Here is a 26492-nt window from a genome sequence, read left to right on the forward strand (position 1 = left end):
CAGACACCACAAGAAAACGGCTGCCCAGGGGCAGCCGTTTTGCTTTTCGGGGCGGGGCGTTTTGCCCCCCGATCACCCTATTCGACCACGAGATCCGTCAGGGGCACGGCGCAGCAGGCGAGGAACTTGCCCTGGGCCCGCTCGGCGGCGGTGATGGCCGGTGCATCCGGGTGATCCACCTCTCCCGACAACAGCGTCTGCTTGCAACTGCCGCAGATGCCGGCGCGGCAGCTCCAGGGTAGCTCTACCCCCTGCTTGTTGGCCTGATCCAGCACTGTACCCTGGTTGTTGCCGGCAAACTCCCGCTCCCCGATACGCAGCCGCACCGCCTGGTGAGGGCGTGCCACCGAGAGGATGGCGCCGCCAAAGCTCTCCTGGCGGATGCGATCGGCGGGCACGCCGAGGGCGGTCAGCCGGTTGGCCGCGTCGGCCATAAAGCCCTGGGGACCGCAGACGAACACCTCTCGTCCGGCCAGCCCCTTGACCTGGCCGAGGTGGCTGTCATCCAGCCGTCCCTTGAGCCCCTGCCAGTGCGCCTCGGGCTGGCTCAGGATCAGGGTGAGGGTCATCCCCTGCCGCGCCAGTGCGTGCAGCTCGGCGGCGGCGGGGATGTCCGCCTCGCAGCGGCACAGGTGCATGAAGTGAACGTCATCCAGCTCCCCGCGCAGGGCCAGGGTGCGGGCAATGGAGAGCATGGGGGTGACGCCGGATCCCGCCGAGAGCAGCAGCAGGGCGCGCTCGGCTCCCAGGTGAAACTCCCCGGCAGGGGCGGCCGCCAGCAGGCGGTCACCCACCTGCAACTGCCGGTGCAGCCAGGGGGAGATGCGGCCCTCGCCGAGGCGCTTGACGCTGATGCCGTAACGCTCGGGCCGCTCCGGGGTGGAGCTCAGGGTATAGCGCCGCTGCAGCCGCTCGCCCTTGATGTCGAGGCTGATGGGCAGGTGCTGGCCCGGCAGGTAGTCGGGCAGGGGCTCGCCGTCGGCGGCCTCGAACCAGAAGGTCTCCAGATCCCGCGCCAGGGGCTCCCTGGCCACGCACACCAGCTCGCGTTTTTTGGGGGCTGCGTTGGGGTAGACAGGCGGGCGTACCCGCTCCAGCACCTCGATCTCGCTGCCCGCCTCGATCCACCCCTCGTTCAGGGCCACCAGGTTCTGGCCGAAGTAGACCTCCCCATCCTCGCCACGGCGATAGCGGCTGAGGGTGGCGAGCGGCTCTTTCAGGGCGTTGAAGCGATCCGTGCCCGGTTCCACCGTGGTCATGATGCAGCGGCTGCACGGCTTGGCGACCCGAAACTCCACCTCGCCGATGAGGATCCGCTTCCAGCCGTCCTCCTCGAAGGGGCGGGTGCCGCTCGCTACCAGGTTGGTGCGAAACTGGCTCATCTGGTGCAAGGCGTCGGATCTCAGGTTGAGATCCTCAAGGGAACCCTGGCTGATGAGCAGCAGGGGATAGCCGTCGGCAAAGCTCACCCGGGTGCCGGTCTTCTCCCGGAAACGCGTGGACTCCTCGCCGAGCCAGAGCAGCGCAACTGGTTCGCCAGCCACCCGACTCAGCCAGCTGTCGGCGATCGGTGTGGTATGCAGGGCGGTGAAATGGTCGCTCCAGACCCCGGTGGCCCGAGGGGTGCGGGAATAATCCCGTTCTTGCAGGATGAGGGGCTCAAGGCCCGGATAGTGCAGTTGCAGGCCGCCATCCATGGGGGTCGCCACCACCTGTTGCAGCTGCGGATGGGTGCGGGCGGTGATGAAACTGCCGTCCGGCTTGACCACCATGTAGCGGCGATCCCCGGCGAGACCCTCTTCGGTGACCAGGGCGCGACTCAACGGCATGCCGGCCGTCGACTTGATGGGGTAGAGATGTATGCTGGCGAGGGTCGGCATGTCTTGGTCCTTGTGCTGTGGCGAATCCGGTGAAGAGGGGAAGATAACGATTCCTGCCCCGAGCGGCAATCCTCTCTTCTCCCCCATGATGGGGGGCGGCGCATGGCCTCTGCCGCCCCGCCCTGTGATCGGGATCCGGTTGTGGGGGCCGGGCACCATAAAATGCAACATTTATTGATCCTGATCCGCCATGTCGTACAAAAAACGGCCCATCATCGAACCAGCTTCCAGTTTCTGACGCTTTCGCTTCTTCCCCTCCGGCCACCGTCCGCCCAGGCGATACGGTATCAAGTGCATTCGGATGGGGCCTGTCACCCAGAAAGAAGAAAGCAATCTATGAGCAAACAACTGGACATGACCCCACAGCCGGATCTCTCCCTGAAGACGGGGACGGGCCCGGTGCGTACCCGGCTGCCCGTCTGGCGGGCGGCCCTGCCACCTTGCAACCACGCTTGCCCGGCCGGCGAGAATATCCAGGCCTGGCTTGCCCTGGCCGAAGCGGGCCGCTTCGAGGCGGCCTGGCAGCGACTTATCGAAGAGAATCCCCTGCCTGCGGTCCACGGGCGGGTCTGTTATCACCCCTGCGAGAGTGCCTGCAACCGCGCCCAGGTAGATGAGGCCGTCTCCATCCACGCCATCGAGCGCTTCCTCGGCGACGAGGCGCTGGCCCGTGGCTGGCAGCCTGCGCCCCTCGCACCCGCCAGCGGCAAGAAGGTGCTGGTAATTGGCGCCGGTCCCTCCGGCCTCTCCTGCGCCTGGCACCTCAACCGGCTCGGCCATCAGGTGGAGATCCGCGAGGCGGGGCCGCTCGCCGGCGGCATGCTGCGCTTCGGCATTCCCGCCTACCGTCTGCCCCGCGACGTGCTGGATCGGGAGGTAGCCCGCATCGTCGCCGCTGGCGTCACCCTCACCCTCAACCACAAGGTGGAGGATGTGCTGCGCGAGCGTGACCAGGGGGGCTTTGACGCCGTCTTCATGGCCATCGGCGCCCATCTGGCCAAGCGGGTCGACATTCCGGCCCGCGAGGCGGGCAAGATCCTCGATGCGGTGAGCTTCCTCGAGCAGGCCAGCCTGGCCGAGGAGCAGGGCTTGCCGCCACCCAAGCTGGGACGGCGGGTGGCCATCTACGGCGGCGGCAACACCGCCATGGACGCGGCCCGCACCGCCCGCCGCCTCGGGGTCGAGGAGGCGATGATCATCTACCGCCGCGACCGGGATCATATGCCGGCCCACGCCTTCGAAGCCGACGAGGCCGAGGAGGAGGGGATCAAGATCAACTGGCTGCGCACCATCCGCCAGCTCGACAGCACCAATATTGAAGTGGAGGTGATGGGGCTGGATGCCGAGGGCAAGCCGGTGCCCACCGGCCAGTTTGAAACCCTCGAAGCGGACTCCCTCATTCTGGCGCTCGGTCAGGAGGTGGACTTGAGCGTGTTGGAGAGCATCCCCGGCGTGCGAGTCAACAAGGAGGGGGTGGTGCAGGTTGGCGAGAACCTGATGACGGACGTGCCGGGCCTCTTTGCCGGCGGCGACATGGTGCCGAGTGAGCGCACCGTCACCATCGCCACCGGCCACGGCAAGAAGGCGGCGCGCCATATGGATGCCTGGCTGAGGGGGGGGCAGTATCGCAAGCCGGACGCCCACCCGCTGGTGGGGCCGGAGCAGTTGCAGCTCTGGTTCCAGACCCAGGCACCTGCCAGCAGCCAGCCGGTCAAACCGCCCTCGGCGCGGGACGACTTTGGCGAGATCATCGGCGGACTGGACGAGACGGCGGCCCGCTACGAGGCGGCGCGCTGCTACTCCTGCGGCAACTGCTTCGAGTGCGACGGCTGTTACGGCAGCTGCCCCGAGCAGGCCATCGTCAAGCTGGGGCCGGGTCTGGGTTATCGGGTGGATGCGGCGCGCTGCACCGGCTGCGGCGCCTGCCACGACCAGTGCCCCTGCCACGCCATCCTGCTGCGCCAACCTGAGGTGTCCCTATGAAACACGAACTGATCATGGTCGACGGCAACGAAGCCGCGGCCCGGGTGGCGTACCAGCTGAGCGAAGTCTGTGCCATCTACCCCATCACCCCGAGCTCGACCATGGCCGAACTGGCCGACGCCTGGGCGGCCGAGGGGCAGCGCAACCTGTGGGGCAACATCCCCACAGTCGTGGAGATGCAGAGCGAAGGGGGGGCGGCCGGCACGGTACACGGCGCCCTGCAGGCGGGGGCGCTGGCCACCACCTTCACCGCCAGCCAGGGGCTGATGTTGATGCTGCCCAACATGTACAAGATCGCAGGCGAATTGACCTCGGCGGTGTTCCATGTGGCGGCCCGCTCGCTGGCGGCCCAGGGGCTCTCGATCTTTGGCGACCATCAGGACGTGATGGCGGCGCGCAGCACCGGCTTTGCCATGCTGGCCTCCGGCTCGGTGCAGGAGGCGCAGGACCTGGCCTTGATCGCCCACAGCGTCACCCTGCAGTGCCGGGTGCCCTTTATCCACTTCTTCGACGGCTTTCGTACCTCCCACGAGGTGAACAAGATCACCGCCTTGCATCGGGACGAGATCCGCGCCCTTATCGACAACGACTGGGTGCGTGCCCACCGCGCCCGGGCGCTGAACCCGGATCATCCGGTGATGCGCGGCACCGCCCAGAACCCGGACACCTATTTCCAGTCCCGCGAGAGCGTCAACCCCTTCTACGAGGCGGTGCCGGCGCGGGTGCAGCAGTGCATGGAGAGCCTCGGCAAGCTGACCGGCCGCCACTATCGGTTGGTGGAGTACCACGGCGCAACCGATGCCACCGACGTCATCGTGCTGATGGGGTCGGGGGCGGCCACCGCCCGCACTACTGTGGATTGGCTCAACCGGCAGGATCGCAAGACAGGTGTCTTGGTGGTGCGCCTCTATCGCCCCTTCCCGGTAGAGGCGTTGCTGGACGCCCTGCCCAAGCGCGTGCGCCGCATCGCCGTGCTGGATCGCACCAAGGAGCCGGGGGCCAGCGGTGAGCCCCTGCTGCTGGATGTGCAGAGTGCGCTGATCGACGGCTTGCAGCGCGGTCTTATCAAGCGGCTGCCCTGGCTCAGCGGCGGTCGCTACGGCCTCTCCTCCAAGGAGTTCACCCCGGCCATGTGCGCGGCTGTGTTCGAGGAGCTCGCTTCCGATGCGCCGCGTCCGCGCTTTACCGTGGGGATAGTGGACGACGTGTCGGGCCTCAGTCTGGCCTGGCACCCCATCGGCGATCTGGAGCCCCCGAGCCGGGTGCGGGCGCTCTTCTTCGGCCTCGGCGCCGACGGCACGGTCGGCGCCAACAAGAACAGCATCAAGATCATCGGCGAGCTGGAGGGCTTCCACGCCCAGGGCTACTTCGTCTACGACTCCAAGAAGTCGGGCTCGCGCACCGTCTCCCACCTGCGCTTTGGTCCCGAGCCCATCGACGCCCCCTGGCTTATCGAGCAGGCGAGCTTTATCGGCTGCCACCAGTGGGGCTTTGTCGAATCGGTGGATCTGCTGGAGCACGCCGCCGAAGGGGCGACCCTGCTGCTCAATGCTCCCCATGAGGCTGACAAGGTGTGGGGCCAGCTGCCCGAGCGGCTGCGTGCCCGCATCCGCGCCCTCGATATCCGGCTCTACTGCATCGATGGGGATCGGGTAGCCGAGCAAAACGGCATGGGCAATCGCATCAACACCATCATGCAGACCTGCTTCTTCGCCCTGGCCGGCATCTTGCCGCGGGACGAAGCGATTGCGCTGATCAAGGAGAGCATCGAGAAGAGCTATGCCCGCAAGGGGCCCGAAGTGGTTGAGCGCAACTTCGCGGCGGTGGACGATACCCTGGCACACCTCTGCAAGGTGGCCATCCCGGCCGGTGAGGAGCAGATCAGCGACTATCCGCTGCCGCTGGCACCGGGCGGCAGCGAGTTTGTCCAGCGGGTCACTGGCGAGATGCTGGCGGGGCGCGGCGATCTCATTCCGGTCTCCATGCTGCCGGTGGATGGCACTTACCCCACCGCCACCAGCCGCTTCGAGAAGCGGGACATCGCCCGGGAGATCCCAGTCTGGCACTCGGATATCTGCATCCAGTGCGGCAACTGCGTCTTTGTCTGCCCCCACGCGGCGCTGCGGGCCAAGTTCTACCATCAGGACTGGCTGGCAACCGCCCCCGAGGCTGCCCAGTCGGTGCCCGTTACCGCCAGGGGTTTCCCCGACAGCCGCTACACATTGCAGCTCTATCCGGAGGATTGCACCGGCTGCGGCCAGTGCGTGCAGGCCTGTCCGGTGCGGGCCGGAGCGGATGAGCGCCATGAAGGCGAGCGCGCCATCGCCATGATGGACAAGGCGCCGCATCTGGCTGGCCAGAAACAGGCGCTGCGCTGGTTCGAGAGCCTGCCCTGGCCTGCCCGCGAGCGGGTGGACTTCTCCACCGTGCGCGGTGCCCAGTTCCTCGAACCTCTGTTCGAGTTCTCCGGTGCCTGCGCCGGCTGTGGCGAGACCCCGTACCTCAAGCTGCTGACCCAGCTGTTTGGTGACCGCATGCTGGTGGCCAACGCCACCGGTTGCTCCTCCATCTACGGCGGCAACCTGCCGACCACCCCCTGGGCCAGGAACGGCGAAGGGAAGGGGCCGGCCTGGTCCAACTCACTGTTCGAGGACAACGCCGAGTTTGGCTTTGGTTTTCGTCTCACCGCCGATCAGCATCGCGGTCAGGCGGTGGTGGCCTTGCAGGCGATGAAGGGGGAGCTGGGTGCAGAGCTGGTCGAGACGCTTGTCAGCGCCCCGCAGCGGCTGGAGTCGGAGATCCGCGCCCAGCGCACCCGGGTGGCCCAAGTGCGGGAGCGGCTGGAAGAGGTGAAATCCGGCAAGGCCCGCGAGCTGTTATCGCTTATCGATCAGCTGGTGCGCCGCTCGGTCTGGATCGTCGGCGGCGATGGCTGGGCCTATGACATCGGCTCGGCGGGGCTCGATCATGTGCTCGCCTCCGGCCGCGATGTGAACGTGCTGGTGATGGATACCGAGGTCTACTCCAACACCGGCGGCCAGATGTCGAAATCGACCCCGCTCGGCGCCGTCGCCAAGTTCGCGGCGGGGGGCAAGACGCTGGCCAAGAAGGATGTGGCCTTGCAGGCCATCTCCTACGGCAACGTCTATGTTGCCCGCATCGCCTTTGGGGCCAACCCGCAGCAGGCGTTGCAGGCCTTGCGTGAGGCTGAGGCCTATCCGGGCCCGTCCCTCATCATCGCCTACAGCCACTGCATCGCCCACGGCATCGACATGGAGCAGGGACTTACCCAGCAAAAACGAGCCGTGGCCTCCGGTCACTGGCCGCTGATGCGCTACAACCCGGTATTGCGCAGCGCGGGGCAGAACCCCTTCAGCCTCGACAGCCTGCGCCCCTCCATTCCGCTTGCCGAATATCGGCAGGAGGAGACCCGTTATCGGGTGCTGGCCCAGAGCCACCCGGAGGAGGCCGAGCGGCTGATGCAGGTGGCACAAAGAGTGGCGTGGCAGAAGTGGGCCACCTACGAGGAGATGGCCACCCGCGAGGCCAGCCAGTTCCATCCGCCGGTGTGATGAATAATTGGTGAGGGCGCACAAAGAAGCGGGCCAGGGGCCCGCTTCTTTTTTCGGTGCCAAGGGAAGTGGCCGTCGCCGTGTCTTGGGTCGGCCAACAAAAAGCCCGGCGTCGGGCCGGGCTGGGGGATAAGTTGCTTATCCGGGTATTCGTCGAGGCGTCTAGTGTGGATGTTGTCTGAGGATGTCGTAGATCTCCTCTTTCAGTTTGAGTTTCTGTTTTTTCAGATCCTTCACCTCGGCGCTGTAGTCGCTGGCATGGTGTTTCTCCAGCTTCCGGATCTCCGCATCCAGGTCGGTGTGCAAGTCAAACTTCTCTTGGAATTGGACATCACTGCTCTTCAGTTTCGAGATGAGATCTCTGTACTCCGGAAACATGTAATGAAGCCTCCTTGTTGTCGTTTGATGTGCCTTGACCTTCAAACTACCCCTTCCATCGGGAGATAAACGTGATCCCGATCCAATTCGGGGCCATCCCTTCGCTGCAGGCCGTGACCGATTTTTAACTGATTGAATCGCAAGTGGATTGACTGCCAGAGTGCAGAGAGGAGAGGCGAAAACTGGGATCGGCTTCACAGTCTGGCACTAGGCCGTGCCGGGGAGACGGACAGCAAGAAGGGGCGCGAGGCCCCTTTTTGCTCACAGGAGTGGTGTTTACTCTTTTTTCTTTTTCTTCTCCGGCAGCGGCTGACCGTCTCGGGCGATCACCTTGCCCACCTCGAAGCCGATCTGTGCCGCCAGCTCTTCCAGATCCGGTGCCTTGGCCTCGTTGCCGATGGCGTACTGGTAGTTGGCGATGGTGATCTTCTCGGCCACCGGGGTGCCCGGGACTATGGGCTCGCGCCAGCCCTGGCCCACATGGGCCACCAGGGTGCCGTTCATGATGAGCTCGCCGACGATCTCCTGGGTGGGGATGCCCTTGCCGTAGGTGAGGCCCTGGGGGTGCTTCTTGCCGACCAGGGGCTCGCTGCTTGCGGGCATCAGCTTGGTGCGGATCAGCCACTTGGGCGATTTGGTCTTGCCCACCGCCTTGCCGGTCTGGTACTCGTTGATCTTGATGGTCTTGATCATCTGGGCCATGAACTCCTTGGTCAGGGCCTTCTGGGCATCGCTGGTCTCGTCGATGACGATGGGGGCCACATACCAGGTCTGGGGCGCCTGCGCCTTGGGGGCCGCCGGGGCGGTTTGCGCCATGGCGAGCGGGCTGAGCAGGATGGCCGTCAACAAGAGTCCGATTTTCTTCATGGTGATTCCGCTTATGTTTCGACAAGAATTTTGTTTTGCCAGCGACGACTGCGCCAGCGCCAGAACATGGCCAGACCGCGCACCCACTCGTCGCAGGCGAGGGCCAGCCAGATGCCTACCAGGCCATAGCCCTGCATGATACCAAGGAAATAGGCCAGGGGAACGGCAATGCCCCACATGGAGATGAGCCCCATGTAGAGCGGGAAACGGGCATCCCCGGTGGCGCGCAGGGCGTTGATCACCACCAGGTTGAAGGTGCGGCCGGGCTCGAGGATGAGGCTGATGAGGAACAGCTGGGCCACCTGGGTGATGATGTCGGCGTCGTCGGTGAACAGGCTGATGATGGCGCGGCCGTTGAGAGCGGCGGCGATGGCGATGGCGGCGGTGACGATGAGGCCGAGCTTGAGGCTCTTCATCAGTTGGCGATAGGCCTGATCGAAGCGTCTGGCCCCCGCCAGGTGCCCGATGATGATCTCGTTGCCAAGGCCGATGGAGAGGCCGAACAGCAGGATGAACAGACAGATCTGGAAGAAGTAGGACTGGGTCGCCAGCGCCTTGTCGCCGAGCAGGCCGACGAAGGCGGTGACCACCATGAACTGCAGCATCCAGGAGAGGTTCTCCCCCGCCGCCGGCAGGCCGATGTGCAGCACCTTGTCCAGCATGGCCTTGCTCGGGCGCACTATCTCCGGCAGCCGCAGTTTTATACCGGTCTTGCGTGCCACCAGCCACACCAGCAGCACCACCCCGACGATGCGCCCCGCCACCGTGCTGATGGCGACCCCGGCCACCCCGAGCTGGGGCAGGCCGAACCAGCCGTAGAGCAGCAGCAGGTTGCCGACGAAGGTGATGAGGTTGACGATGAGGGTCACGTACATGGCCTGGCGGGTGTGGCCGTGGGCGCGCAGGGTGGCGGCCAGGCAGAGGGCCGCCGCCTCCGGCAGCAGGCACAGGCCGATGATCTGCAGGTAGAGACTGCCGTCGCTCATCAGGTGGGCGGGCAGATTCATCAGCGCCAGCATGGTGCCGGCCCCGGCGATGACGCCGACCGCAGCCACCAGCCCCACCAGCAGGTTGAAGCCGATGGCGGTGTGAATGACGACACGGGCCTTCTCCTTGTCGCCGGCCCCCAGGTACTGGGTGATCACCACGCTGGTGCCGATGCTGACGAAGCTGAACAGGGTGATGGCGAGATCGAACACCTGGTTGCCCACCGCGAGCGCCGCCACTCCCTGGTAGGAGACGTGGCCCACCATGAAGGTGTTCAGGGCCCCGGTCAGGAAGTGCAGGGCGAGATCGATGAACAGTGGCCAGGTCAGGGCGAAGAGGGTGCCCGGCCCGGCGTGGGATTGAGTCTGCATGGGATATCCGGATGCTGGTGATGGCCCTCGTCAGAGCCAGCTGGACGGGCATTTAACACCAAGCGGGGGCGGGGTGCAATCCTGCTCTCGGGGAAGCGAGTGCGGGCCGGCGCTCGGGAGGGGCGCCGGCCCGCCGTGTCAGACCGGGGTAGCGCCCGCCTCCTGCTCGCAGGGATGGGTGAGGCGTGCCGAATCGGGCAGCTCGTCGTCCCGCGGCCAGCGGGTGAGCAGGGCGTCCGTGGTGCTCTCCACCACCTCGTCATCCCTGAACACAGGCTCCCGGTAGCAGCGGGTCAGGCGCAGAGCCTGGTACATGTCGGGGCACAGGACTATGCCCTCGTCGCCGACCCGGATCCCCGCCTGCTGCAGCCAGTGGGTCATCTGGCTGTGGCGGCCGGCCATCACCATGTGGATGCCCCGTCGCCTGAGCTCCTTGTGCAGCTCCCCCACCATGGTCATCACGCTGATGTCCTGGTGGGTGAAGCAGGCCACCGCATCCACCACCAGGCATTGGGGGCTGCGGGGATCCTGTACCAGCAGCGCCAGCACCCGGCGCTTGAAGTAGGGGGCGTTGAAGTAGGTCAGCGGCGAGTTGAAGCGGTAGACCAGGATGCCGGGAATGGCCTTGGCCTGTTCGTTGTCCCCCAGGGTGCGCACCACCCCCTCGTCGTCCATGCCGAGCAGCTGGTCGGTGGGGCGCATCACGTTGCGCAGGAACTGGAACAAGCCCAGCAGCACCGCGAGGGTGATCCCCGGAATGACCCCCATGGCCAGCACGCTGACGAAGGTGACCAGGGCCAGCCAGAAGGCGGCGCGGTCGGAGTCGCGCAGGGCCCAGAGACCGCGAAAATCGGTCAGCGACAGGGAGGCCATCACCAGCACCACCCCGAGGGCGGCGGTGGGGATGTATTGCAGCGGCGCCGTCAGGTAGAAGGTGACCAGGGCGATGACGGCGGCGGCGATGATGGAGACCAGCTGGCTCTTGCCGCCGTTGGCATCGTTGACCGCGGTGCGTGAATCCGCCCCGCTGATGGCAAAGCCCTGGGAGGCGGCGGCCGCCAGGTTCGCCATCCCCAGCGCCCGGAACTCCTTGTCCGCATCGATCTCGTAGCCGTTCTTGGCGGCGAAGCTGCGGGCGGTCAGCATCATGGAGACGAAGCTCACCATGGCGAGGTTGAGGGCGGGCAACACCAGCTCGCGCATCAGGCCGGGGGGAAACTCCGGCATCTGGAAGGCGGGCAGGCCCGAGCCTATGGTCCCCAGGGTGGCGATGTCGAACTGGCCGAGATTGAGGGCCCACACCAGGGCCGCCGTCACCACCATGGCCACCATGGAGGAGGGCCAGGCCGGCTTGTAGCGTTTGGCCAGCAGCAGGGTGAGCAGGGCGACCAGACTCATGGCCAGGGTCGGCAGGTGGGTCTGGGTGAGGTAGTCGGTGCCGTTGAGGATCCGCTCGATGAGGTAGCGCTCGTCGAAGGTGAAGCCGAAGATCTTGGAGAGCTGGCCCACCATGATGGTGATGGCCACCCCGTTGAGCAGCCCCATCAGGATGGGGCGGGAGAGGAAGTCCGCCAGCACCCCCAGCTTGAAGCGGCTGGCGATGAGGCACCAGAAGCCGGTCATGGCGGTCATGGTCATCACCAACTGCCACTGGCGGGTGGGATCGCCGGCGGCGAGCGGCGTCACCACGGCGGCGATGACGGCGCAGGTGGCGGCGTCCGGGCCGACGATCAGCTGGCGGGAGGTGCCAAAGAGGGCGTAGACCACCATGGGCAGGATGCAGGAGTAGAGGCCGACGATGGCGCCCACCCCGGCGAGCTCCGCATAGGCGATGGCCACGGGCAGTGCCACAGCCGCCACCGACAGGCCAGCGCGAAGATCCGGCATCAGCCAGGCCCGCTGGTATTGCAGCAGGGCGGCGAGCCCCGGCAGCCAGCGTTCGAGAGAGAAGAAGTCGCGCATTATTTAACCCATTGAGTTACAAACAGCTTTTCCTTAGTGTGCCCAAGGTTGTCAAAATATTGCAATCCGGTCATGGCCAGTTCACGACCAGGTCAGGCCAGATCTGCTGCCACCCCTTGGCCCTGACCCGTTCGGTAAAGACCCGGCTCTCCTGGCGACAGCGGGGGTTGGGGTCCACCTGCAGGGACCAGTTGGGGGCAAAGCCGTAGGGGGCCAGCCACTCAAACCCGTCGTCTGCCAGCAATCTGACCCCGATGCAGGTGGGCACCTCCACCCAGTGGCCGAGGGCCGAGAGCGAGCTGGCAAAGGGAGGCACCCGCTGGCGCAGGTGCATGCGGGCCTGGTTGCGCACCTCCCAGCGCTGCTCAGGCAGGCGGGCGCTGAGCCAGGCTTCGTGATCGGCCTCGGCCCGCCCCTCCGGATCCCCCTTGTCCAGATAGATAAGATCGATGTCGTTGAGGGGGGTCGGTGCCGGTTTGCGATGCAGGTGATCCCAGATGAGGTTGCGCACAAACCCCGCCCCTAGCGCCCAGTCGGGCAGGGCCAGCTCCCGCGCAGCCCGGAGGCAATCCATGCGCCGGTCATCCGCCCGCAGCAGGGCTTCGGTTTGTGCCTGGAGGTGCGCCTCTCGGGCCGCCCCTGTCTCAGCCGGCATTGCGGCGCAACCAGACGTCGATGTAGCTGCAGCTCGGCACTATGGTCAGCCCCTCTGCCTGGGTCCAGTCGTAGAAGTTGCGGGCCAGCCGGTCGGCGATGCCCTGTCCGCGCAGCTCGGCGGGCACCTGGGTGCTGTAGGCTTCGACGGTGACCGCGTCCAGCCTGCGATAGGCGAGGCGGGCGAGCTTGCCGTCCACGGTGCAGACAAACTGCTGTTGATCGGCCTGGTGAAGAATGTCGCTCATCTTGGCTCCTCTCTGGGTGAATGGGGGGATCAGAACATGTCGGGCACGCTTTGCCAACGTCATTCTTTGCCGCCGTGGCGGGCTCGCTTACACTGGCCAGCCTGCGAATGGTCGCAAGGCAAGGTATAGAACATTGACAGAGGATGGATCCCCATGGCCTTCGCCACCCTGGAAGATCTGATCGGCAACACCCCGCTGCTGGCGCTGCGCCGCATCAACCCCTATCCCGACGTGACCCTGCTGGTGAAACTGGAGGGCAACAACCCCGCCGGCTCGGTCAAGGACAGGCCGGCCCTGAACCTCATCAAGTGCGCGGAGGCGAGCGGTCACTTAGCGCCCGGGGCCCGCCTCATCGAGGCCACCTCGGGCAACACCGGCATCGCGCTCGCCATGGTGGCGGCGGCCAGGGGCTACCGGATGCGGCTCATCATGCCGTGCACCATGAGCCAGGAGCGGCGCGACGCCATGCAGGCCTATGGTGCCGAGCTGGTGCTGGTGGACGATGGCATGGAGGCCGCGCGGGATCTCGCCCTTGCCATGCAGGCGCGGGGGGAAGGGCTGGTACTCGATCAGTTCAACAACCCCGCCAACCCGGATGCCCACTACCTCTCCACCGGCCCCGAGATCTGGCGCCAGAGCGAGGGGGCAATCACTCACTTCGTCTCGGCCATGGGCACCACGGGCACCATCATGGGGGTCTCACGCTACCTCAAGGAGCAGAACCCGGCGGTGCAGGTGATCGGCCTGCAACCGGCCGAGGGGAGCCAGATCCCCGGCATCCGCCGCTGGCCCGAGGCCTATCTGCCCGCCATCTTCGAGCCCGCGCGGGTCGATCGGGTGCTGGACGTGACGCTCGACGAGTCCCTCGCCACGATGCACCGCCTGGCCCGGGAGGAGGGGATCTGCTGTGGTGTCAGCTCGGGGGGCGCCGTGGCCGGTGCCCTGCGGGTGGCGGCCGAGCTCAAACAGGGGGTGGTGGTGGCCATCATCTGCGATCGGGGGGATCGTTACCTCTCCACCGGGGTCTTCACTCCGGCGCCCTGATCCCCGCTAGGCCCACACCCGCTCCAGCAGGGCCAGCAACTGGTCCCTGTCCGCGTCCTTGCGGTTGTAGAGCAGGGCGCCGTCGTCGATGGCGAGATCCCGTATCTCGGTGAGCAGTGAGCGGTCGGTCACCCCGGCCTCCGCCAGGGTGCGCGGCAACCCCACCGTCTGCCAGAGGTGGTCCCGCAGGCGGTTCAGGGCATCCAGGCTGGCCTGGGGTCGCAGCGCCTGTGGGGTCGCTGCGAAGCGCTCCGGTCCCGCGAGCGGCAGCAGCAACCGGGCGAGCTCCTCATCGATCTCGGGCCTGTTGTAGTCGAGCACCGTGGGCAAAAACAGGTTCATGCACAGGCCGTGGGGCAGGTGGCAGCGCGCCCCCAGGCTGTGGCCGAGGGCGTGCACCAGTCCCACCATGGAGTTGGAGAAGGCCATGCCCGCCAGGGTGGAGCCCTCCGCCAGTTGCAGCCGCAGGCGCTTGTCCTGCGGCTGCTGCAATACCCTGGGCAGGGCGTCGGCTATCTTCTCCACCGCCATCAGGGCCAGGGCGTCGCTGACCGGGTTCTTGCCGTTACCGATGAAGGCCTCGATGGCGTGGGTCATGGCGTCCATGGCGGTGGCGGCCGTGATGGGCAGCGGCAGCCCCAGGGTGAGGCGGGGGTCGAGCACCGCCAGCCGGGGCAGCAGGAAGGGGGAGGTGAAGGGCACCTTGCGCCCGCTCCCTTCGTCCCTGATCACCGCCACCAGAGTCACCTCCGAGCCGGTACCCGCCGTGGTGGGCACCACCGCCAGGGGATTGAGGGGCCGGGTCAGGCAGCCCGCCCCGGCGTGATCCAGCAGCCGCTCCCCGCCCAGGGTGACCAGGATATTGACCGCCTTGGCGGTGTCGATGACGGAGCCGCCCCCCAGGGCCACCAGGCTGTCGCAGCCGAGCTCCCGCCACCGGGCGGCGATCCGCTCCACCACGGCGGTGGATGAGTCGGCCGGGATCTCGTCCCAGATGGCGGCGACCGGCAGCCCCCCCTCGGCCAGCACCCCGGCCAGCAGGTTGGCCAGGCCCGTGCCGCCGACCCCCTTGTCGGTGAGCAGCAGCGGGCGGCGCGCCCCCAGCGCCATCAGCTCGTCCGGGAGCTGTTCCAGCGCCTGCTCCCCCGCCATCAGTTTGACCGGGCAGAAGAAATCGTAATAGCGGCTCATGGTGTTCCTCTTCGTGTTCAACCGGTCAACAGACCCAGGTAGATGTGGCAGGCCCGTGCCAGCTTGCGGGGCGGGGGCGGGTAGTGGCGCAGCAGAGGCCGCACCACCAAGGCGGGCAGGATCAGGCTCTGCAGCTGCTCCAGCGCCCGCACCAGGTGCATGGCCGCACCGGGATCCCCCTCCACCTGCAGCCGGTTCTCGCAGAAGGCCTGATTGATGCCGAGGCGAAAGCTGAGAACGCGAAAGGCGACGGCGGGGTGCTTGAAGCGCACTCGCAGCGGGTGCAGCCCGCCGGAATCGAGCGCCGCGCCGCTCTGCCAGCGGCTCCCCGACTTGTGCAGGGTCAGCCCCCGTCTCATGCCGTTCACCTCCAGACGGATGACAAGGCCGTCCGGCAGGGGCGCGAGCTCGCGGCGCACCGCCTCGTCGACCCGGGCGGCGCGGCACAGGGTGCGGCCGATGATCCAGAGCAGGCCCCCCATCCAGAGGCGCCTGCCTGTGACGAGCAGGGGCTCAGTGCCCATGGCGGCCTCCCGCGATGGCGGACCAGAACAGGGTGAAGGCGCTCTCCTGCCAGTGGGGGTCCTTCCCGAGCTCCGGCTGATCCACGAACAGGGAGGCGCAGGCCAGAAACTGGCTCTGGCACACCTCCAGCATCAGGACGGGGGGCGCCGGCGTCAGCTCGCCGCAAGCCTGCCCCAGGGCCAGCAGGCGCGGCAGGAAGGGCAGGGTCTCCCCCAGGATCTGGCTGCGCAGGGGGCGGGCCAGCAGGGGGGAGTGGAAGAAACCCAGCACGAACCTGAGCTCCCTGGGGTGGGCCTGCATCCAGGTCATCGCCTGGCCCCAGTAGTGGCGTGCCTGCTCCTCGAGGGGGAGCGCGGGGTCGGCCTCGCTGATGGCGGCGCCCAGGCGCGCCTTGATCTCCTGATAGAGGCTCTGGATCAGCACCTCCTTGCTGGGAAAGTGGTGAAACAGGGTCCCGTTGGCGACCCCGGCCGCCTTGGCGATGCGGGCGGTGGCGGCACCCTGCAGGCCGTCTTCGGCGCACAGGGCGAGGGCGGCCTCCAGGATCTGGCGGCGTTTGTCGGTCATGGGGTCTCGCATGTCGCCTCCTAGCGCAGGAGCAGGGCCATCATCAGCCGCTGGTACCAGCGCCGATAGGGGGGGTGAATGAGGCTCCCCGTGCTGAAGCGCCCGCGGCGCAGCACCGTCTTCGCCTTGGAGAAGGTGAGGAAGCCCTCGCGGCCGTGGTAGTGGCCCATGCCGGAGGGGCCCAGGCCGCCGAAGGGGGCGTCGTCCGCCGCCGCCTGGAACAGACTCTCGTTGATGGCCATGCCACCGGCGTGGGTCTCCCGGATGAGGCGGCGCTGCAGCGTCTCGTCCAGGCTCATCAGATAGAGCGCGAGCGGGCGGGGCCGTGCCGCCACATAGGCGATGGCCTCGTCGATGTCGTCGTAGGGCACCAGGGGCAGCAGGGGGCCGAAGATCTCCTGCTGCATCACCTGGCAGTGCCCAGGCACCTCGGTCAGCAGGTGGGGCACCAGCCGGTGGGCACCGTCATCCCGGGCGGGCGTCGCGCAGGGGTGCACCTGGGCGCCCGCCTGGCTCGCCTCGTCCAGCCAGGCGGTGAGCCGCTCATACTGGACCGCGTTGATGATGGAGCCGTAGTCCGGGCTATCCAGTCCCTTGGGGTAGAGGCGGCGAAAGTGCGCCTGATAGGCCTCGATAAAGGCCTGCTCCTGCCCCCTGGGCAGCAGCACATAGTCGGGGGCCACGCAGATCTGGCCGGCGTTCAGGCTCTTGCCGAAGATCATCCGCTCCACCGCCAGGGCCAGGGGCATGTCGGGGGCGATGAGGCAGGGACTCTTGCCACCGAGCTCCAGGGTCAGCGGCGTGAGCTGGGGGGCGGCGGCGGCCATCACCATGCGCCCCACCGCGGTGGAGCCGGTGAACAGCAGGTGATCGAAGGGCAGGGTGCTGAAGGCGGCCGCGAGCCCGGCGTCCCCCTCGATGACCACCACCTCGTCGTCAAACACCGTCTCCAGCAGGGTGCGCAGCACGGCATTGGAGTGGGGGGTGAACTCGGAGAGCTTGATCATGGCGCGATTGCCGGCGGCCAGGGCGGTGATGAGGGGGCCGAGGCTCAGCATCACCGGGAAGTTCCAGGGCACCATGATGCCGACCACGCCGAGGGGCTGGTAGTGCACCTCGACCCTGGCAGGCGCCAGCAGCAGGCCCGCGTGGCGACGCTCCGGCCTCATCCAGCCCTTGAGCCGTCTCAGGCTGTAGTCGATCTGCATGACGCAGGGCAGGATGTCGGCGATCAGGCTGTCATAGCCGCTGCGCTGGCCGTAGTCCAGGGCCAGGGCGTCGCACAGAGCCTGCCGCTGGGCGAGCAGCGCCCCCTTGAGCCCGAGCAGCCAGGTGCGGCGCTGCGCCAGGCTCGGCATGGGGTTGGCCTGACAGGCCTGCCTGAGGCGGATCAGCTGCTCGGGCAGGGAGAATTTGTCCGGTGGGTAGAGAGGAGGGGTCATGGCAGGCTCCGCACATAAAATGACCGACTGATTAGTCGGTCCAAATCTAACGGGTCGTTGCCAACTTGTAAACCGGCTGGCGACACGGGGTGGGCCGACGACGGACCTCTTTCCGTGGAACTGTGCTCGAGGCCACAGTTTTGGGGCATGTCGATTGGTTGTCTATCCAATAAGGGGTATTTGTGACTCATCGACTCAGAGGGAGAACCGCACATGACCAGGGAATTGCACTGCCTGCTGGCCCGGCTGGACGACGTGATCGCGCGCATGCCGGACAGTTTCACCACCTATGAATTTGCCCAGAAGCTGGCGCTGCAGCATCAGCGGGAGTATTTCGCCGCTGGCCACTCCCTGGCGGCGCAGGAGAAAAACCTGCTGCGCCTGCTCCACGAGAAGATAGCCCTGGCGCTGGCGAGTCATGATGGCGTCATCGAGGGGGCCCTGCTGCCCTGCACGACCCCCTGGGGGGAGCGTGCCACCTCGCCCCGCTGGCACCGCAAGCACTGAACCGGCAGCAACATGAAAAGGCCCCGAGGGGCCTTTTCTATTGGGGATCGCCTATTGGATCAGGCGGCGGGCCTGCCAGTAGCGGCTGTTCCAGTAGACGTTGTCGAGGCGCGAGCGGATCACCCCCTTGCTGGTGGAGGCGTGGATGAACTCTCCGGCCCCGGTGTAGACCCCGACGTGGTACTGCTGCCAGCCGGTCTTGAAGAAGACCAGATCCCCGTGCTGCAGCCGGTATCTGTCCACCGGGCGGCCGAGGCTGGCCTGGGACTCCGTGGTGCGGGGCAGGGTGAAGCCCAGCACCTGGCTGTAGGCGAGCTGGGTGAAGGCGGAGCAGTCGAGACCGGCGCGATCCGAACCGCCCATGCGATAGGGGACGCCGCGCCACTGCTGATAGAAGCTGTCGAAGGCGCTGCTCTGGCGCGTGGGGGGGGGCGGCTCCGGCGTGCTGGAGCAGGCGGTGACAAGCAGGGCCAACAGGGGCAGCAGCAAGGTGCGAAACATCTCAACTCCTTGATAGGGTTCGGGATTTATCATAGACGATGATCCTGCCTGGAACCTGAATGACGGCTGCATAGCGGATTGGCGCCCCTTGCAGGGGGCGCCGGCAATCCCGGCCTCAGCTCGCCGCCTTGGGGCTGATGAGGGGGGTGAGCAGTTCGGCAATCTTGTAGAAGGTCTGCACCCGGGTGGTGCTGGGGCGCCACACCAGGCCTATCTCCCGATAGGGCTTCTCCCCGGGCAGGGGGATGGCCACCAGATCCGAGTTGTCGAGGATGCCGGCATCTATGGCCATCTGGGGCAGGAAGGTGGTGCCGAGGCCCGCGCCCACCATCTGCACCAGGGTGTGCAGGCTGGTGGCGGCGAAGGGGTTGATCTTGCTCTTGTCCCGCAGCCGGCAGGCGCTCACCGCGTGCTCCGTCAGGCAGTGCTCCCGCTCCAGCAGGAAGATGCTCTGGTTGGGCAGCTCCTTGTAGTCGAACGGCATGTGCAGAGTGGCAGCCATATTTGACGGCATCACCATATGGAAGGGATCTATGCCCACCATCTTGCTGTGGAAGCCGCCGATCTCCACCGGCAGGGCGAGGATCAGCAGGTCGAGCTGGCCCTGCTCCAGCTGCTTGAGCAGGTTGGTGGTGGTGTCCTCCCGCAGCAGCAGCTCCAGATCCGGATAGGCCTTGCCGCACACCTGCAGCAGCTTGCTCAGCAGGAAGGGGGCTATGGTGGGGATGCAGCCGAGCCGGACGGTACCGTGCATGACGCCCCCCTGCTGCTGCCCCAGCTCCATCAGATCCCGGGCGTCGGAGAGCAGGTTGCGCGCCCGCGCCACTATCTCCATGCCGACCGGCGTCATGATGAAGCTCTTGTGATCACGCTCCACCAGCTGCAGGTTCATCATGTCCTCCAGGGTCTGGATCCCGGTACTCAGGGTGGACTGGCTGACATGACAGGCCTTGGCGGCGCGGTTGAAGTTCTTGTGCTCGTCCAGAGCGACCAGATATTGCAGCTGTTTCAGGCTGGGCCAACGTTGCATAGGAGAAACCCGATCGATGCTATCTATTTGATTTGATTAATCTACCATCGAGAGACCGGTTTGTCGCCGACATTAGGTACCCTCCTGGCAGGCGCTGTGCCTCACGGAACTGGGGGATGGCGCCCGCCCGGAGCGGTCGTGGCAGCTACCCCCGTCTGGAGCTTATCCCCTCGTGCCGTGTCGTTGAAGGGGCGCCGCCACGGGATGTGACGGGGATCGGCCTTCCCCGGCTCCGGTGAGGAGCGGCCATAAAAAACGCGCCAGGGGCGCGTTTTTGCAAGGGAAGGACGATGTCATCGCCTACTCGTCGAAGATGCCGAAGTGATCCTTGGCAAAGTTGACCCGCTGCTCCACGTTCATCTTGACCTGGCCCAGCTTCTCTATGGTCTTGAGGTTCGGCACCAGGCCGCGGCCGTTGGCGATCTGGATGGCGAGGCCGGGACGGGCGTTGAGCTCCAGCAGCATGGGGCCGCGGAACTTGTCGAGCACCATGTCGGTGCCGATGTAGCCCAGGCCCGACATCTCGTAGCAAGAAGCTGCGAGCGTCAGCAGGGTGTCCCAGTGGGGCACCTTGAGCTCGTAGAGATCCAGGCCGGTGTCCGGGTGGTGGCGCAGCGGGCTGCCAAACTGCACCGCCCGCAGGGCGCGGCCGGTGCGCAGGCACAGACCCACCCCCACGGCGCCCTGGTGCAGGTTCGCCTTGCCGTCGGAGGCCGAGGTGGAGAGGCGCATCATGGCCATCACCGGGAACCCCTTGAAGATGATCACCCGGGCATCGGGTACCCCTTCGAAGGAGTAGCCGTCGAACACGTCGTCGAAGTTGATGAGCCCTTCCACCAGCGCCACGTCGGGCTTGCCGCCCAGCGAATAGAGGCCCGCCAGTATGTTGGAGACATGGCGCTCCAGATCCTGGCCGTTGCAGGCGCTGCCGTTGGGCTTGTAGAAGAGGCCGTCCTCCTGGCGCAGGATCACCAGGATCCCCTTGCCGCCGGAGCCGCGGGCCGGCTTGATGCAGAAGCCCGGCCACTCCTTGACCAGCGCCGTGATGCGGCCCACGTCGTGCTGCTCGCGGATGGTGCCGATCAATTCCGGCACCGTCACCCCGGCGTCCAGCGCGATGCGCTTGGTCTTGAGCTTGTCATCCACCAGCGGGTAGAGACGGCGCGGGTTGTAGCGGCTGATGTAGGAGTGGTTGCGCTTGTTCATGCCGAGGATGCCTGCCTGGGACAGGCTCCACGGACTGGTGTATTTCTGCCAGAACCACATCTGTTACTTGTCCTTACCCGGGGTGGCACCAGACTTCATCTCGTCCACCAGCGGCTTGAAGCGCTTGAGTTCGCTCAGCTTGTAGCCGGTGTAGTTGCCCATCAACAGCACGGTCGCCATCAGCACCAGCTGCAGGCCGAGGAAGTTGAAGGTGAGGTGACGGATGAGCTCGTTGTCCATGGCGAGGTAGGCGATGACGGCCACCAGCAGGGAGCCGCCGCCCTGGCGGAACACCTCTTTCGGGCCCTCTTCCTCCCACAGGATGGACATGCGCTCTATGGTCCAGGAGAGGATGATCATCGGGAAGAAGGTGATCTTCATGCCGTCGGTCAGCCCCAGCTTGAAGGCGAAGGCCGAGAAGATGCCGATCATCGAGATCACCATGATGATGATCGCCGATATCCGCGCAACCAGGAGCAGGTTGAGCCTCGAGAGGTAGGAGCGGATCACCAGACCCGTGCCGACGATCAGCAGGAAGCCCACCAGACCGGTGACGAGGGAGGTCTGGATGAAGGCGACCGCGATCAGCACCGGCATGAAGGTGCCCGAGGTCTTGATCCCCACGATGACCCGCAGGAACACCACCATCAACACGCCGATGGGGATCAGCAACAGCCCCTTGAACAGGGCCTGCTCTTCCAGGGGCAGGCTGTGGATGGAAAAGTTCATCATCTCGGACTTCTCGAACTTCTGGGCCAGGGCCACGTTCACCGGCTGCTCCTGCTCGATCATCGAGAAGGTGACGCGGGAGTTGTGGCCGCCGGTAACGTCCAAGAGGGCGCCGGAGTTGTACTCCCACAGCAGCAGGTTGGCCGGTTGACCCTGTTCACCGCTTTGCGGGTTGAACAGCTTGTAGTCGGTTGGGCTGTTGAACACCTGCAGGTAGTCCACCAGCTCCTGACGGCGGCGGCCATCTTCCAGGCTCAGGGCATGGACGACGCGGGCCGGGACGTCGGCGTTGTTCAGCAGCTCGGCGATCAGGTTGGCACGGCTCTTGTGGGATTTCAGCAGCTCGGCGTTCTGCTCCTGCTTCTCGATCTCCTTGATGATCTCGCGGGTCAGGGTGTAGCCGTCGGCGGAACGCTCCTGGGCGCGCTCCAGGATTTGCTTCATGGCGGTGGCGTAAGGCTCGCTCTCGATCTGCTTCTCGATGGCGGGCGGCTGCGGATTTGCGGCCGGCTTGGCGTGGGCATCCGCCATCATGTCGACGCGGTAGTAGAGCTCCTGGCGGCCGGAGGCACTGCGGATGGACCACTCGGCGCGGGCATCCCCGTCCTTTTCCACGAACGACAGGCCATAACCCGGGCTCGCGGCGTTCTCGTTCATCAGGGTGAAGCCGGGCTGGGTGCCCGGAATGGCCAGGGAGGCGATGACGGGCTCGCCGGTCGCCTCGAATTCGAGCTTGGCCTCGATGGACCAGATCTGACGTTTTTCACCGGGCGTGAGGGGCACGTCCAGGGCGACATGGTGATAAAACGTCATTCCCAGGCCGACGATGAACAACAGGGCGACCAGCAGATAGAACGGCTTACGGGAAACCATGGATTATTTCACATCCTTGAGCTTGGGTTTGGGTTGGATATATTCGCGGGCCACGTCGACCACGGCGATGTCTTTGAGGAACTCACGGCCCAGCAGCACGGGGAAGGTCATGTCGCTGCGGTCTTTCAGGGTAAACTCGGCCTTCTCGGTCATGTCGCCGATGCGCACGGTGAGGCGCACCACGGGACGGCGGTCGAGGTCGTCGGCGGAGGCCTGGCGCACCCGCACGTGGCGCACCAGGGGCGCCTCGATCTGGATCTTGTCGTCCATCTCCTGGTGGCTCAGGAAGAAGCGCACCCAGTTCTTGCCGTTGCGCTCGAAGATGGTGATCTCCTGGGCGCTGATGGAGGAGGTGGTGGCACCGGTATCGACCCGCGCCTGGAAGGCGTCGTTGGCGGCGTCAACCCAGATCCACTCGGCTTCACCCACCAGCAGCTTGCCGTCTACCGTGTGACCCTGGCTCGGGGCTGGGCACTTCTCGGTGGGGATGGGCATGGCCTTGGGCGGCTCTGGCGGCAGTTGATCGAGCTTGCTGTCGACTTTGTTCACGGACTCTTTCATGTTGGTGACATCGGTGTTGAGCTGAACCAGCAGGTGCTGTTGCTGCACGTACTGCTTCTGTTGCTGTTCCATGGATGTTTGCAGGCGTTGCTCGCTCAGGGCAATCTCGTTGCGCAGCTCGGCCAGCGTCAGGGTCGGGACCGGGGGGGCTTTTTCCATACTGACACACCCGCCGAGACTGAGCAGGGAGAGCAGGGTCATTCCTTTTAATTTGCTTTTCATGTCATTCATTTAACTGTGCTTCCTGGAATTGGGTCAGTGTAACTTCCACAACCGCCATCGGCTAGTCTTTGGCCTTTCTGGCGATCAGTACGGCACGCTTGGGTGCCGGGTATCCTTCCACCGTGAGTGCGGGATTGTCTGGGTCCAGATAATCACTCAGGGATTCGTTAATCATCCAGTCGGTACGACGCTGTTCGTCGATGCTGGTCATATTCTCGTCGACGATGCGCACCTCGGTGAAGCCGCAGCGCTCGACCCAGCGCTTGAGGGCGGCGCTCGAGGGGAGGAACCAGACGTTGCGCATCTTGCCGTAGCGATCCGCGGGCACCAGCACCTGGTTCTCGTCGCCGTCCACCACCAGCGTCTCCAGCACCAGCTCGCCATCGTCTTTCAGCTGGTTGCGCAGCTGTTCGATGTGCTCGATGGGGGACTTGCGGTGATAGAGCACCCCCATGGAGAAGACGGTGTCAAACGCCCGCAGTGCCGGCAGCTCCTGGATGCCGAGGGGCAGCAGGTGGGCGCGCTGGTCGTTGCCGGCGAAGTGGCGAATGGCCTCGAACTGGCAGAGGAAGAGCGGGCTGGGGTCTATGCCGACCGCCAGTTTCGCCCCTTCCCCCACCATGCGCCAGAGGTGATAGCCGCTGCCGCAGCCCACGTCCAGCACATAGCGCCCCTCGAGGGGGCTGATGTGGGGCAGCACCCGATCCCACTTCCAGTCGGAGCGCCACTCGGTGTCGATGTGGATACCGTGCACATGGAAGGGGCCCTTGCGCCAGGGCATGAGCTGGCGCAGCAGGCTCTCGGTCTTCTTGCGCTCCCCCTCGCCCAGGCTCTCGGCCCCGCCGATGGCGACCCGCTCTTTGAGCTCGATCTGTCCGGGGGGCACGATCGGCAACTTGGCGAGGGCGCGGCTCCAGCGCGGCAGATCCCCGTGCTGGTTGTCGTGCTGCCAGGCGTGCAGCTGGGCCGGCAGGGTGTGCAGCCAGTGGCTCAGCCGATTCTTGGCGATCAGTTGATAGAAGTTGGCGAAGTCGATCATGGCTGGGTCGGGTCGCTGGCTTTGATGGCGATCATGGAGCCGAAGTTGAAGCACTGGAACCAGAGATCCAGATGGGTGAAGCCAGCGTCCCGCAGGCGCGCCTGATGGACCGCCAGGGTGTCGGTGCGCATCACGTTCTCAAGGGCGGTGCGCTTCTGGCTGATCTCCAGCTCGCTATAGCCGTTGGCCCGCTTGAAGTCGAGGTGCAGGTCGATGAGCAACTCGTTGACCTGCTCGTCATCGAAGCGGAACTTCTCGCTCAGGATGAGGATGCCGCCGGGGCGCAGGCCATCAAAGATGCGCTGGATCAGGGCGGCCCGCTTCTCGGGCGCGACGAACTGCAGGGTAAAGTTGAGCACCACCACGGAGGCGTTCTCGATGGCGATGTCGCAGATGTCCGCCTCGATGAGCTCCACCGGTACCTCGGACTTGAAGCCAAAGAGGTGGGCGCGGGCCCGCTCTATCATGGGGTGGGAGAGATCCACCGCCGTGATGCGGCAGCCGGGCTGATTGACGTGACGGCGCATGGCCTGGGTCGCGGCGCCCAGGGAGCAGCCGAGGTCATAGAGGCGACTCTGGGGCTGGGCGTAGCGGGCGGCCATCATGCCGATGGCGGAGATGATGTTGCTGTAACCGGGCACCGAGCGCTGGATCATGTCGGGGAAGACGTCGACGACCTGCTCGTCAAAGCAGAAGTCTCCCAGACGGGCGATGGGGGCGGCAAAAATCTGATCGTGCATGCTGACGCAACCTGACAGCCGGTGGAGTCCACGGCTGCTTTGTTCAATTGAATCTTGGGTAGACGGGCATCGAAATGGCGTCGTCACCGGTTGACGAACGGGGTGGCTTGCTCCGGGATCCTTCGGGCTTGCCCTGCTCGCAACGGGCCATGGTCCGGGCCCTGCCTTGGTGCCGGGCACTGGTGGGCAACGCATTGCCATGCACCCAGGGCCGGGACCTTACTTGGGGCGCTAGTGTAGAGGAAAGGTCGGCGTTTGTCTTGACGCCAAGCCCCGTGGGGCCACAAAAAAACGGCTTTTTTTAGCGTCGGGGAAGGGGCGGGGAGAGCGCCGCTCAAAAGGGCAGCACACCCTGGTGCGCGCGATCGTTTTCTCCCGGCCAGGGGGCCATCTCCTGGCCGAGCAGGCGGCTGATCTGCCGTGCGAGTTCGGGGGCCCGTGCGTTGTCGGCGGTGTGGACAAAGAGGTAGAGATCCTTGCCCTCCCGGAGCCATTGTTGCCAATGGGGCAACCAGGACGGCAAAAAGGGGTGATTGTCCTCGGGTTGAGGCAGACCTATCAGGCGCACTACAGGATGGTTTGCCGTGGCCAGCAGGTGGACCGGCAACCTGGGTTTCTTGCCCTGGGCGTCCACCAGGGCGGCCGAGGTGGCGGGCACCGAGAACAGCGGGCGGCTGTCGAGCATGATGCGATTCACCCTCTTCTCCATCAGCATCCGGTTGAGGGCGCGCTCCGCCTCCCCCTTGGCGAAGAAATCGGGGTGGCGCACCTCGAGGGCATAGCTGAAGTCCTTCGGCAGCCGCTCGAGGAAGGCGGTCAGGCGGGCAAGACCGTCGGGCCCGAAACGGGCGGGCAGCTGCAGCTTGAGCAGCCCGAGCTTGGGGTGCAGTGGTTCGAGCAGGCGGATAAAGGCCACCACCTGTTTGTCTGCGCTCACCAGATCGCTCTGGTGGCTGATTTCTTTCGGAAACTTGAAGCTGAAGCGAAAGTGGTCAGGCACCGCATCGGCCCAGCGCCGCACCGTATCCGGGGTCGGCGAGGCGTAGAAGGTGGTGTTGCCCTCCACTGTGTTGAACACCCGGGCGTAGTGGGCGAGGTGCTCGGCGGGCCTGGCGCCCACCCCCAGCAGTTGACCGGGCCAGGCCGGGTGCGACCACTGGGGCAGGCCCAAATAGAGGCTCATGATGGTTCCTGTCGGCAGCTTGGCGCACGTTTATCCCCCCTTTTTGCGCCAGAACAACAAAAAACAGGGTAAAGGGGGCTGCGGGCCATTTTACCCAAATGGAGGTTTTCCTCTATAATGCCAACCCTTTTGTTTGCCAGATTGTCGTGATGCGCGCGACCGTGCCCCTAGGGTGACGGTGATCGCGGCCCGGCAGTGGCCAGACAACGACGCTTGCCGATGGCTTCTCG

General features: G+C 65.8%; 23 protein-coding genes. 4 read left to right on the forward strand and 19 right to left on the reverse strand.

What is annotated here, in order from left to right; translation table 11 throughout:
* Positions 1-77: 77 nt before the first annotated feature.
* Positions 78-1880, reverse strand: a complete 1803-nt coding sequence (locus BN1132_RS10195) for an MOSC N-terminal beta barrel domain-containing protein (protein ID WP_042077277.1) — start codon at positions 1878-1880, stop codon at positions 78-80.
* A gap of 336 nt (positions 1881-2216) precedes the next feature.
* Between BN1132_RS10195 and BN1132_RS10200 the strand changes: the two genes are divergently transcribed.
* Together BN1132_RS10200 and nifJ are read left to right on the forward strand one after the other, a co-directional pair.
* Positions 2217-3863: an NAD(P)-binding protein gene (locus BN1132_RS10200; protein ID WP_042077278.1), complete on the forward strand. Its 1647-nt coding sequence runs from the start codon at positions 2217-2219 to the stop codon at positions 3861-3863.
* On the forward strand, positions 3860-7435 hold the full coding sequence (nifJ, locus tag BN1132_RS10205) for a pyruvate:ferredoxin (flavodoxin) oxidoreductase (protein WP_042077279.1): 3576 nt from the start codon (positions 3860-3862) through the stop codon (positions 7433-7435). Before BN1132_RS10200 ends, nifJ begins: the two co-directional genes overlap by 4 nt.
* 162 nt (positions 7436-7597) lie before the next feature.
* On the opposite strand, the gene BN1132_RS10210 is transcribed toward nifJ, so the two are convergent.
* The 6 genes from BN1132_RS10210 to BN1132_RS10235 form a co-directional block, all read right to left on the reverse strand.
* Complete coding sequence (locus BN1132_RS10210) at positions 7598-7813, reverse strand: DUF465 domain-containing protein (RefSeq protein WP_042077281.1); 216 nt, start codon at positions 7811-7813, stop codon at positions 7598-7600.
* Between the two features lie 276 nt (positions 7814-8089).
* Positions 8090-8680: a hypothetical protein gene (locus BN1132_RS10215; RefSeq protein ID WP_042077283.1), complete on the reverse strand. Its 591-nt coding sequence runs from the start codon at positions 8678-8680 to the stop codon at positions 8090-8092.
* A gap of 11 nt (positions 8681-8691) precedes the next feature.
* Entirely contained in the window at positions 8692-10038 is a 1347-nt protein-coding gene (locus BN1132_RS10220) for an MATE family efflux transporter (RefSeq protein WP_042077285.1), read from the reverse strand.
* Between the two features lie 138 nt (positions 10039-10176).
* Positions 10177-12000: a SulP family inorganic anion transporter gene (locus BN1132_RS10225; protein ID WP_042077286.1), complete on the reverse strand. Its 1824-nt coding sequence runs from the start codon at positions 11998-12000 to the stop codon at positions 10177-10179.
* Between the two features lie 70 nt (positions 12001-12070).
* Positions 12071-12655, reverse strand: a complete 585-nt coding sequence (locus BN1132_RS10230) for a nucleotidyltransferase family protein (RefSeq protein ID WP_042077288.1) — start codon at positions 12653-12655, stop codon at positions 12071-12073.
* A complete protein-coding gene (locus BN1132_RS10235) occupies positions 12645-12902 on the reverse strand; it encodes a GNAT family N-acetyltransferase (protein ID WP_042077290.1) in 258 nt (85 codons plus the stop codon). The genes BN1132_RS10230 and BN1132_RS10235 overlap by 11 nt, the downstream gene beginning before the upstream one ends.
* Before the next feature lie 153 nt (positions 12903-13055).
* Here BN1132_RS10235 and cysM point away from each other — a divergent pair, with 153 nt between their 5' ends.
* Positions 13056-13946 (forward strand): cysteine synthase CysM, encoded by an 891-nt coding sequence (gene cysM / locus BN1132_RS10240; protein ID WP_042077292.1) that lies wholly within the window; start codon positions 13056-13058, stop codon positions 13944-13946.
* Positions 13947-13952: 6 nt separating this feature from the next.
* On the opposite strand, the gene BN1132_RS10245 is transcribed toward cysM, so the two are convergent.
* Genes BN1132_RS10245 through BN1132_RS10260 form a run of 4 tightly spaced genes read right to left on the reverse strand, consistent with a single transcriptional unit; the run spans position 13953 to position 17671 of the window.
* The gene (locus BN1132_RS10245; protein WP_042077294.1) at positions 13953-15137 is read right to left on the reverse strand and encodes an iron-containing alcohol dehydrogenase; all 1185 of its coding nucleotides are present in this window, start codon (positions 15135-15137) and stop codon (positions 13953-13955) included.
* A gap of 17 nt (positions 15138-15154) precedes the next feature.
* Entirely contained in the window at positions 15155-15661 is a 507-nt protein-coding gene (locus BN1132_RS10250) for a hypothetical protein (RefSeq protein ID WP_042077297.1), read from the reverse strand.
* The gene (locus BN1132_RS10255) at positions 15651-16241 is read right to left on the reverse strand and encodes a TetR/AcrR family transcriptional regulator (RefSeq protein WP_042077299.1); all 591 of its coding nucleotides are present in this window, start codon (positions 16239-16241) and stop codon (positions 15651-15653) included. Before BN1132_RS10255 ends, BN1132_RS10250 begins: the two co-directional genes overlap by 11 nt.
* 8 nt (positions 16242-16249) lie before the next feature.
* Positions 16250-17671 (reverse strand): coniferyl aldehyde dehydrogenase, encoded by a 1422-nt coding sequence (locus BN1132_RS10260; protein WP_042077300.1) that lies wholly within the window; start codon positions 17669-17671, stop codon positions 16250-16252.
* Between the two features lie 213 nt (positions 17672-17884).
* Here BN1132_RS10260 and BN1132_RS10265 point away from each other — a divergent pair, with 213 nt between their 5' ends.
* Complete coding sequence (locus BN1132_RS10265) at positions 17885-18178, forward strand: hypothetical protein (RefSeq protein WP_042077302.1); 294 nt, start codon at positions 17885-17887, stop codon at positions 18176-18178.
* A gap of 51 nt (positions 18179-18229) precedes the next feature.
* Here BN1132_RS10265 and BN1132_RS10270 read toward each other — a convergent pair whose 3' ends face one another.
* From BN1132_RS10270 to BN1132_RS10305, 8 genes are all read right to left on the reverse strand, one after another.
* Positions 18230-18679 (reverse strand): C40 family peptidase, encoded by a 450-nt coding sequence (locus BN1132_RS10270; protein WP_042077303.1) that lies wholly within the window; start codon positions 18677-18679, stop codon positions 18230-18232.
* A gap of 115 nt (positions 18680-18794) precedes the next feature.
* The gene (locus BN1132_RS10275; protein ID WP_042077305.1) at positions 18795-19709 is read right to left on the reverse strand and encodes a hydrogen peroxide-inducible genes activator; all 915 of its coding nucleotides are present in this window, start codon (positions 19707-19709) and stop codon (positions 18795-18797) included.
* 300 nt (positions 19710-20009) lie between these two features.
* The gene (locus tag BN1132_RS10280) at positions 20010-20975 is read right to left on the reverse strand and encodes an alpha-L-glutamate ligase-like protein (RefSeq protein WP_042077307.1); all 966 of its coding nucleotides are present in this window, start codon (positions 20973-20975) and stop codon (positions 20010-20012) included.
* A gap of 3 nt (positions 20976-20978) precedes the next feature.
* Entirely contained in the window at positions 20979-22517 is a 1539-nt protein-coding gene (locus tag BN1132_RS10285) for an inactive transglutaminase family protein (RefSeq protein WP_042077309.1), read from the reverse strand.
* A gap of 3 nt (positions 22518-22520) precedes the next feature.
* Entirely contained in the window at positions 22521-23309 is a 789-nt protein-coding gene (locus BN1132_RS10290; protein ID WP_042077311.1) for an ATP-dependent zinc protease family protein, read from the reverse strand.
* Between the two features lie 52 nt (positions 23310-23361).
* Entirely contained in the window at positions 23362-24339 is a 978-nt protein-coding gene (gene cmoB / locus BN1132_RS10295; protein WP_042077313.1) for a tRNA 5-methoxyuridine(34)/uridine 5-oxyacetic acid(34) synthase CmoB, read from the reverse strand.
* A complete protein-coding gene (gene cmoA, locus BN1132_RS10300) occupies positions 24336-25079 on the reverse strand; it encodes a carboxy-S-adenosyl-L-methionine synthase CmoA (RefSeq protein WP_042077314.1) in 744 nt (247 codons plus the stop codon). The genes cmoB and cmoA overlap by 4 nt, the downstream gene beginning before the upstream one ends.
* Positions 25080-25413: 334 nt before the next feature.
* Positions 25414-26262, reverse strand: coding sequence for a DUF72 domain-containing protein (locus tag BN1132_RS10305; protein WP_042077315.1), 849 nt, complete (start codon positions 26260-26262; stop codon positions 25414-25416).
* Between the last annotated feature and the right edge of the window lie 230 nt (positions 26263-26492).

Source organism: Aeromonas sanarellii, assembly GCF_000820085.1.
GTDB lineage: Bacteria > Pseudomonadota > Gammaproteobacteria > Enterobacterales > Aeromonadaceae > Aeromonas > Aeromonas sanarellii.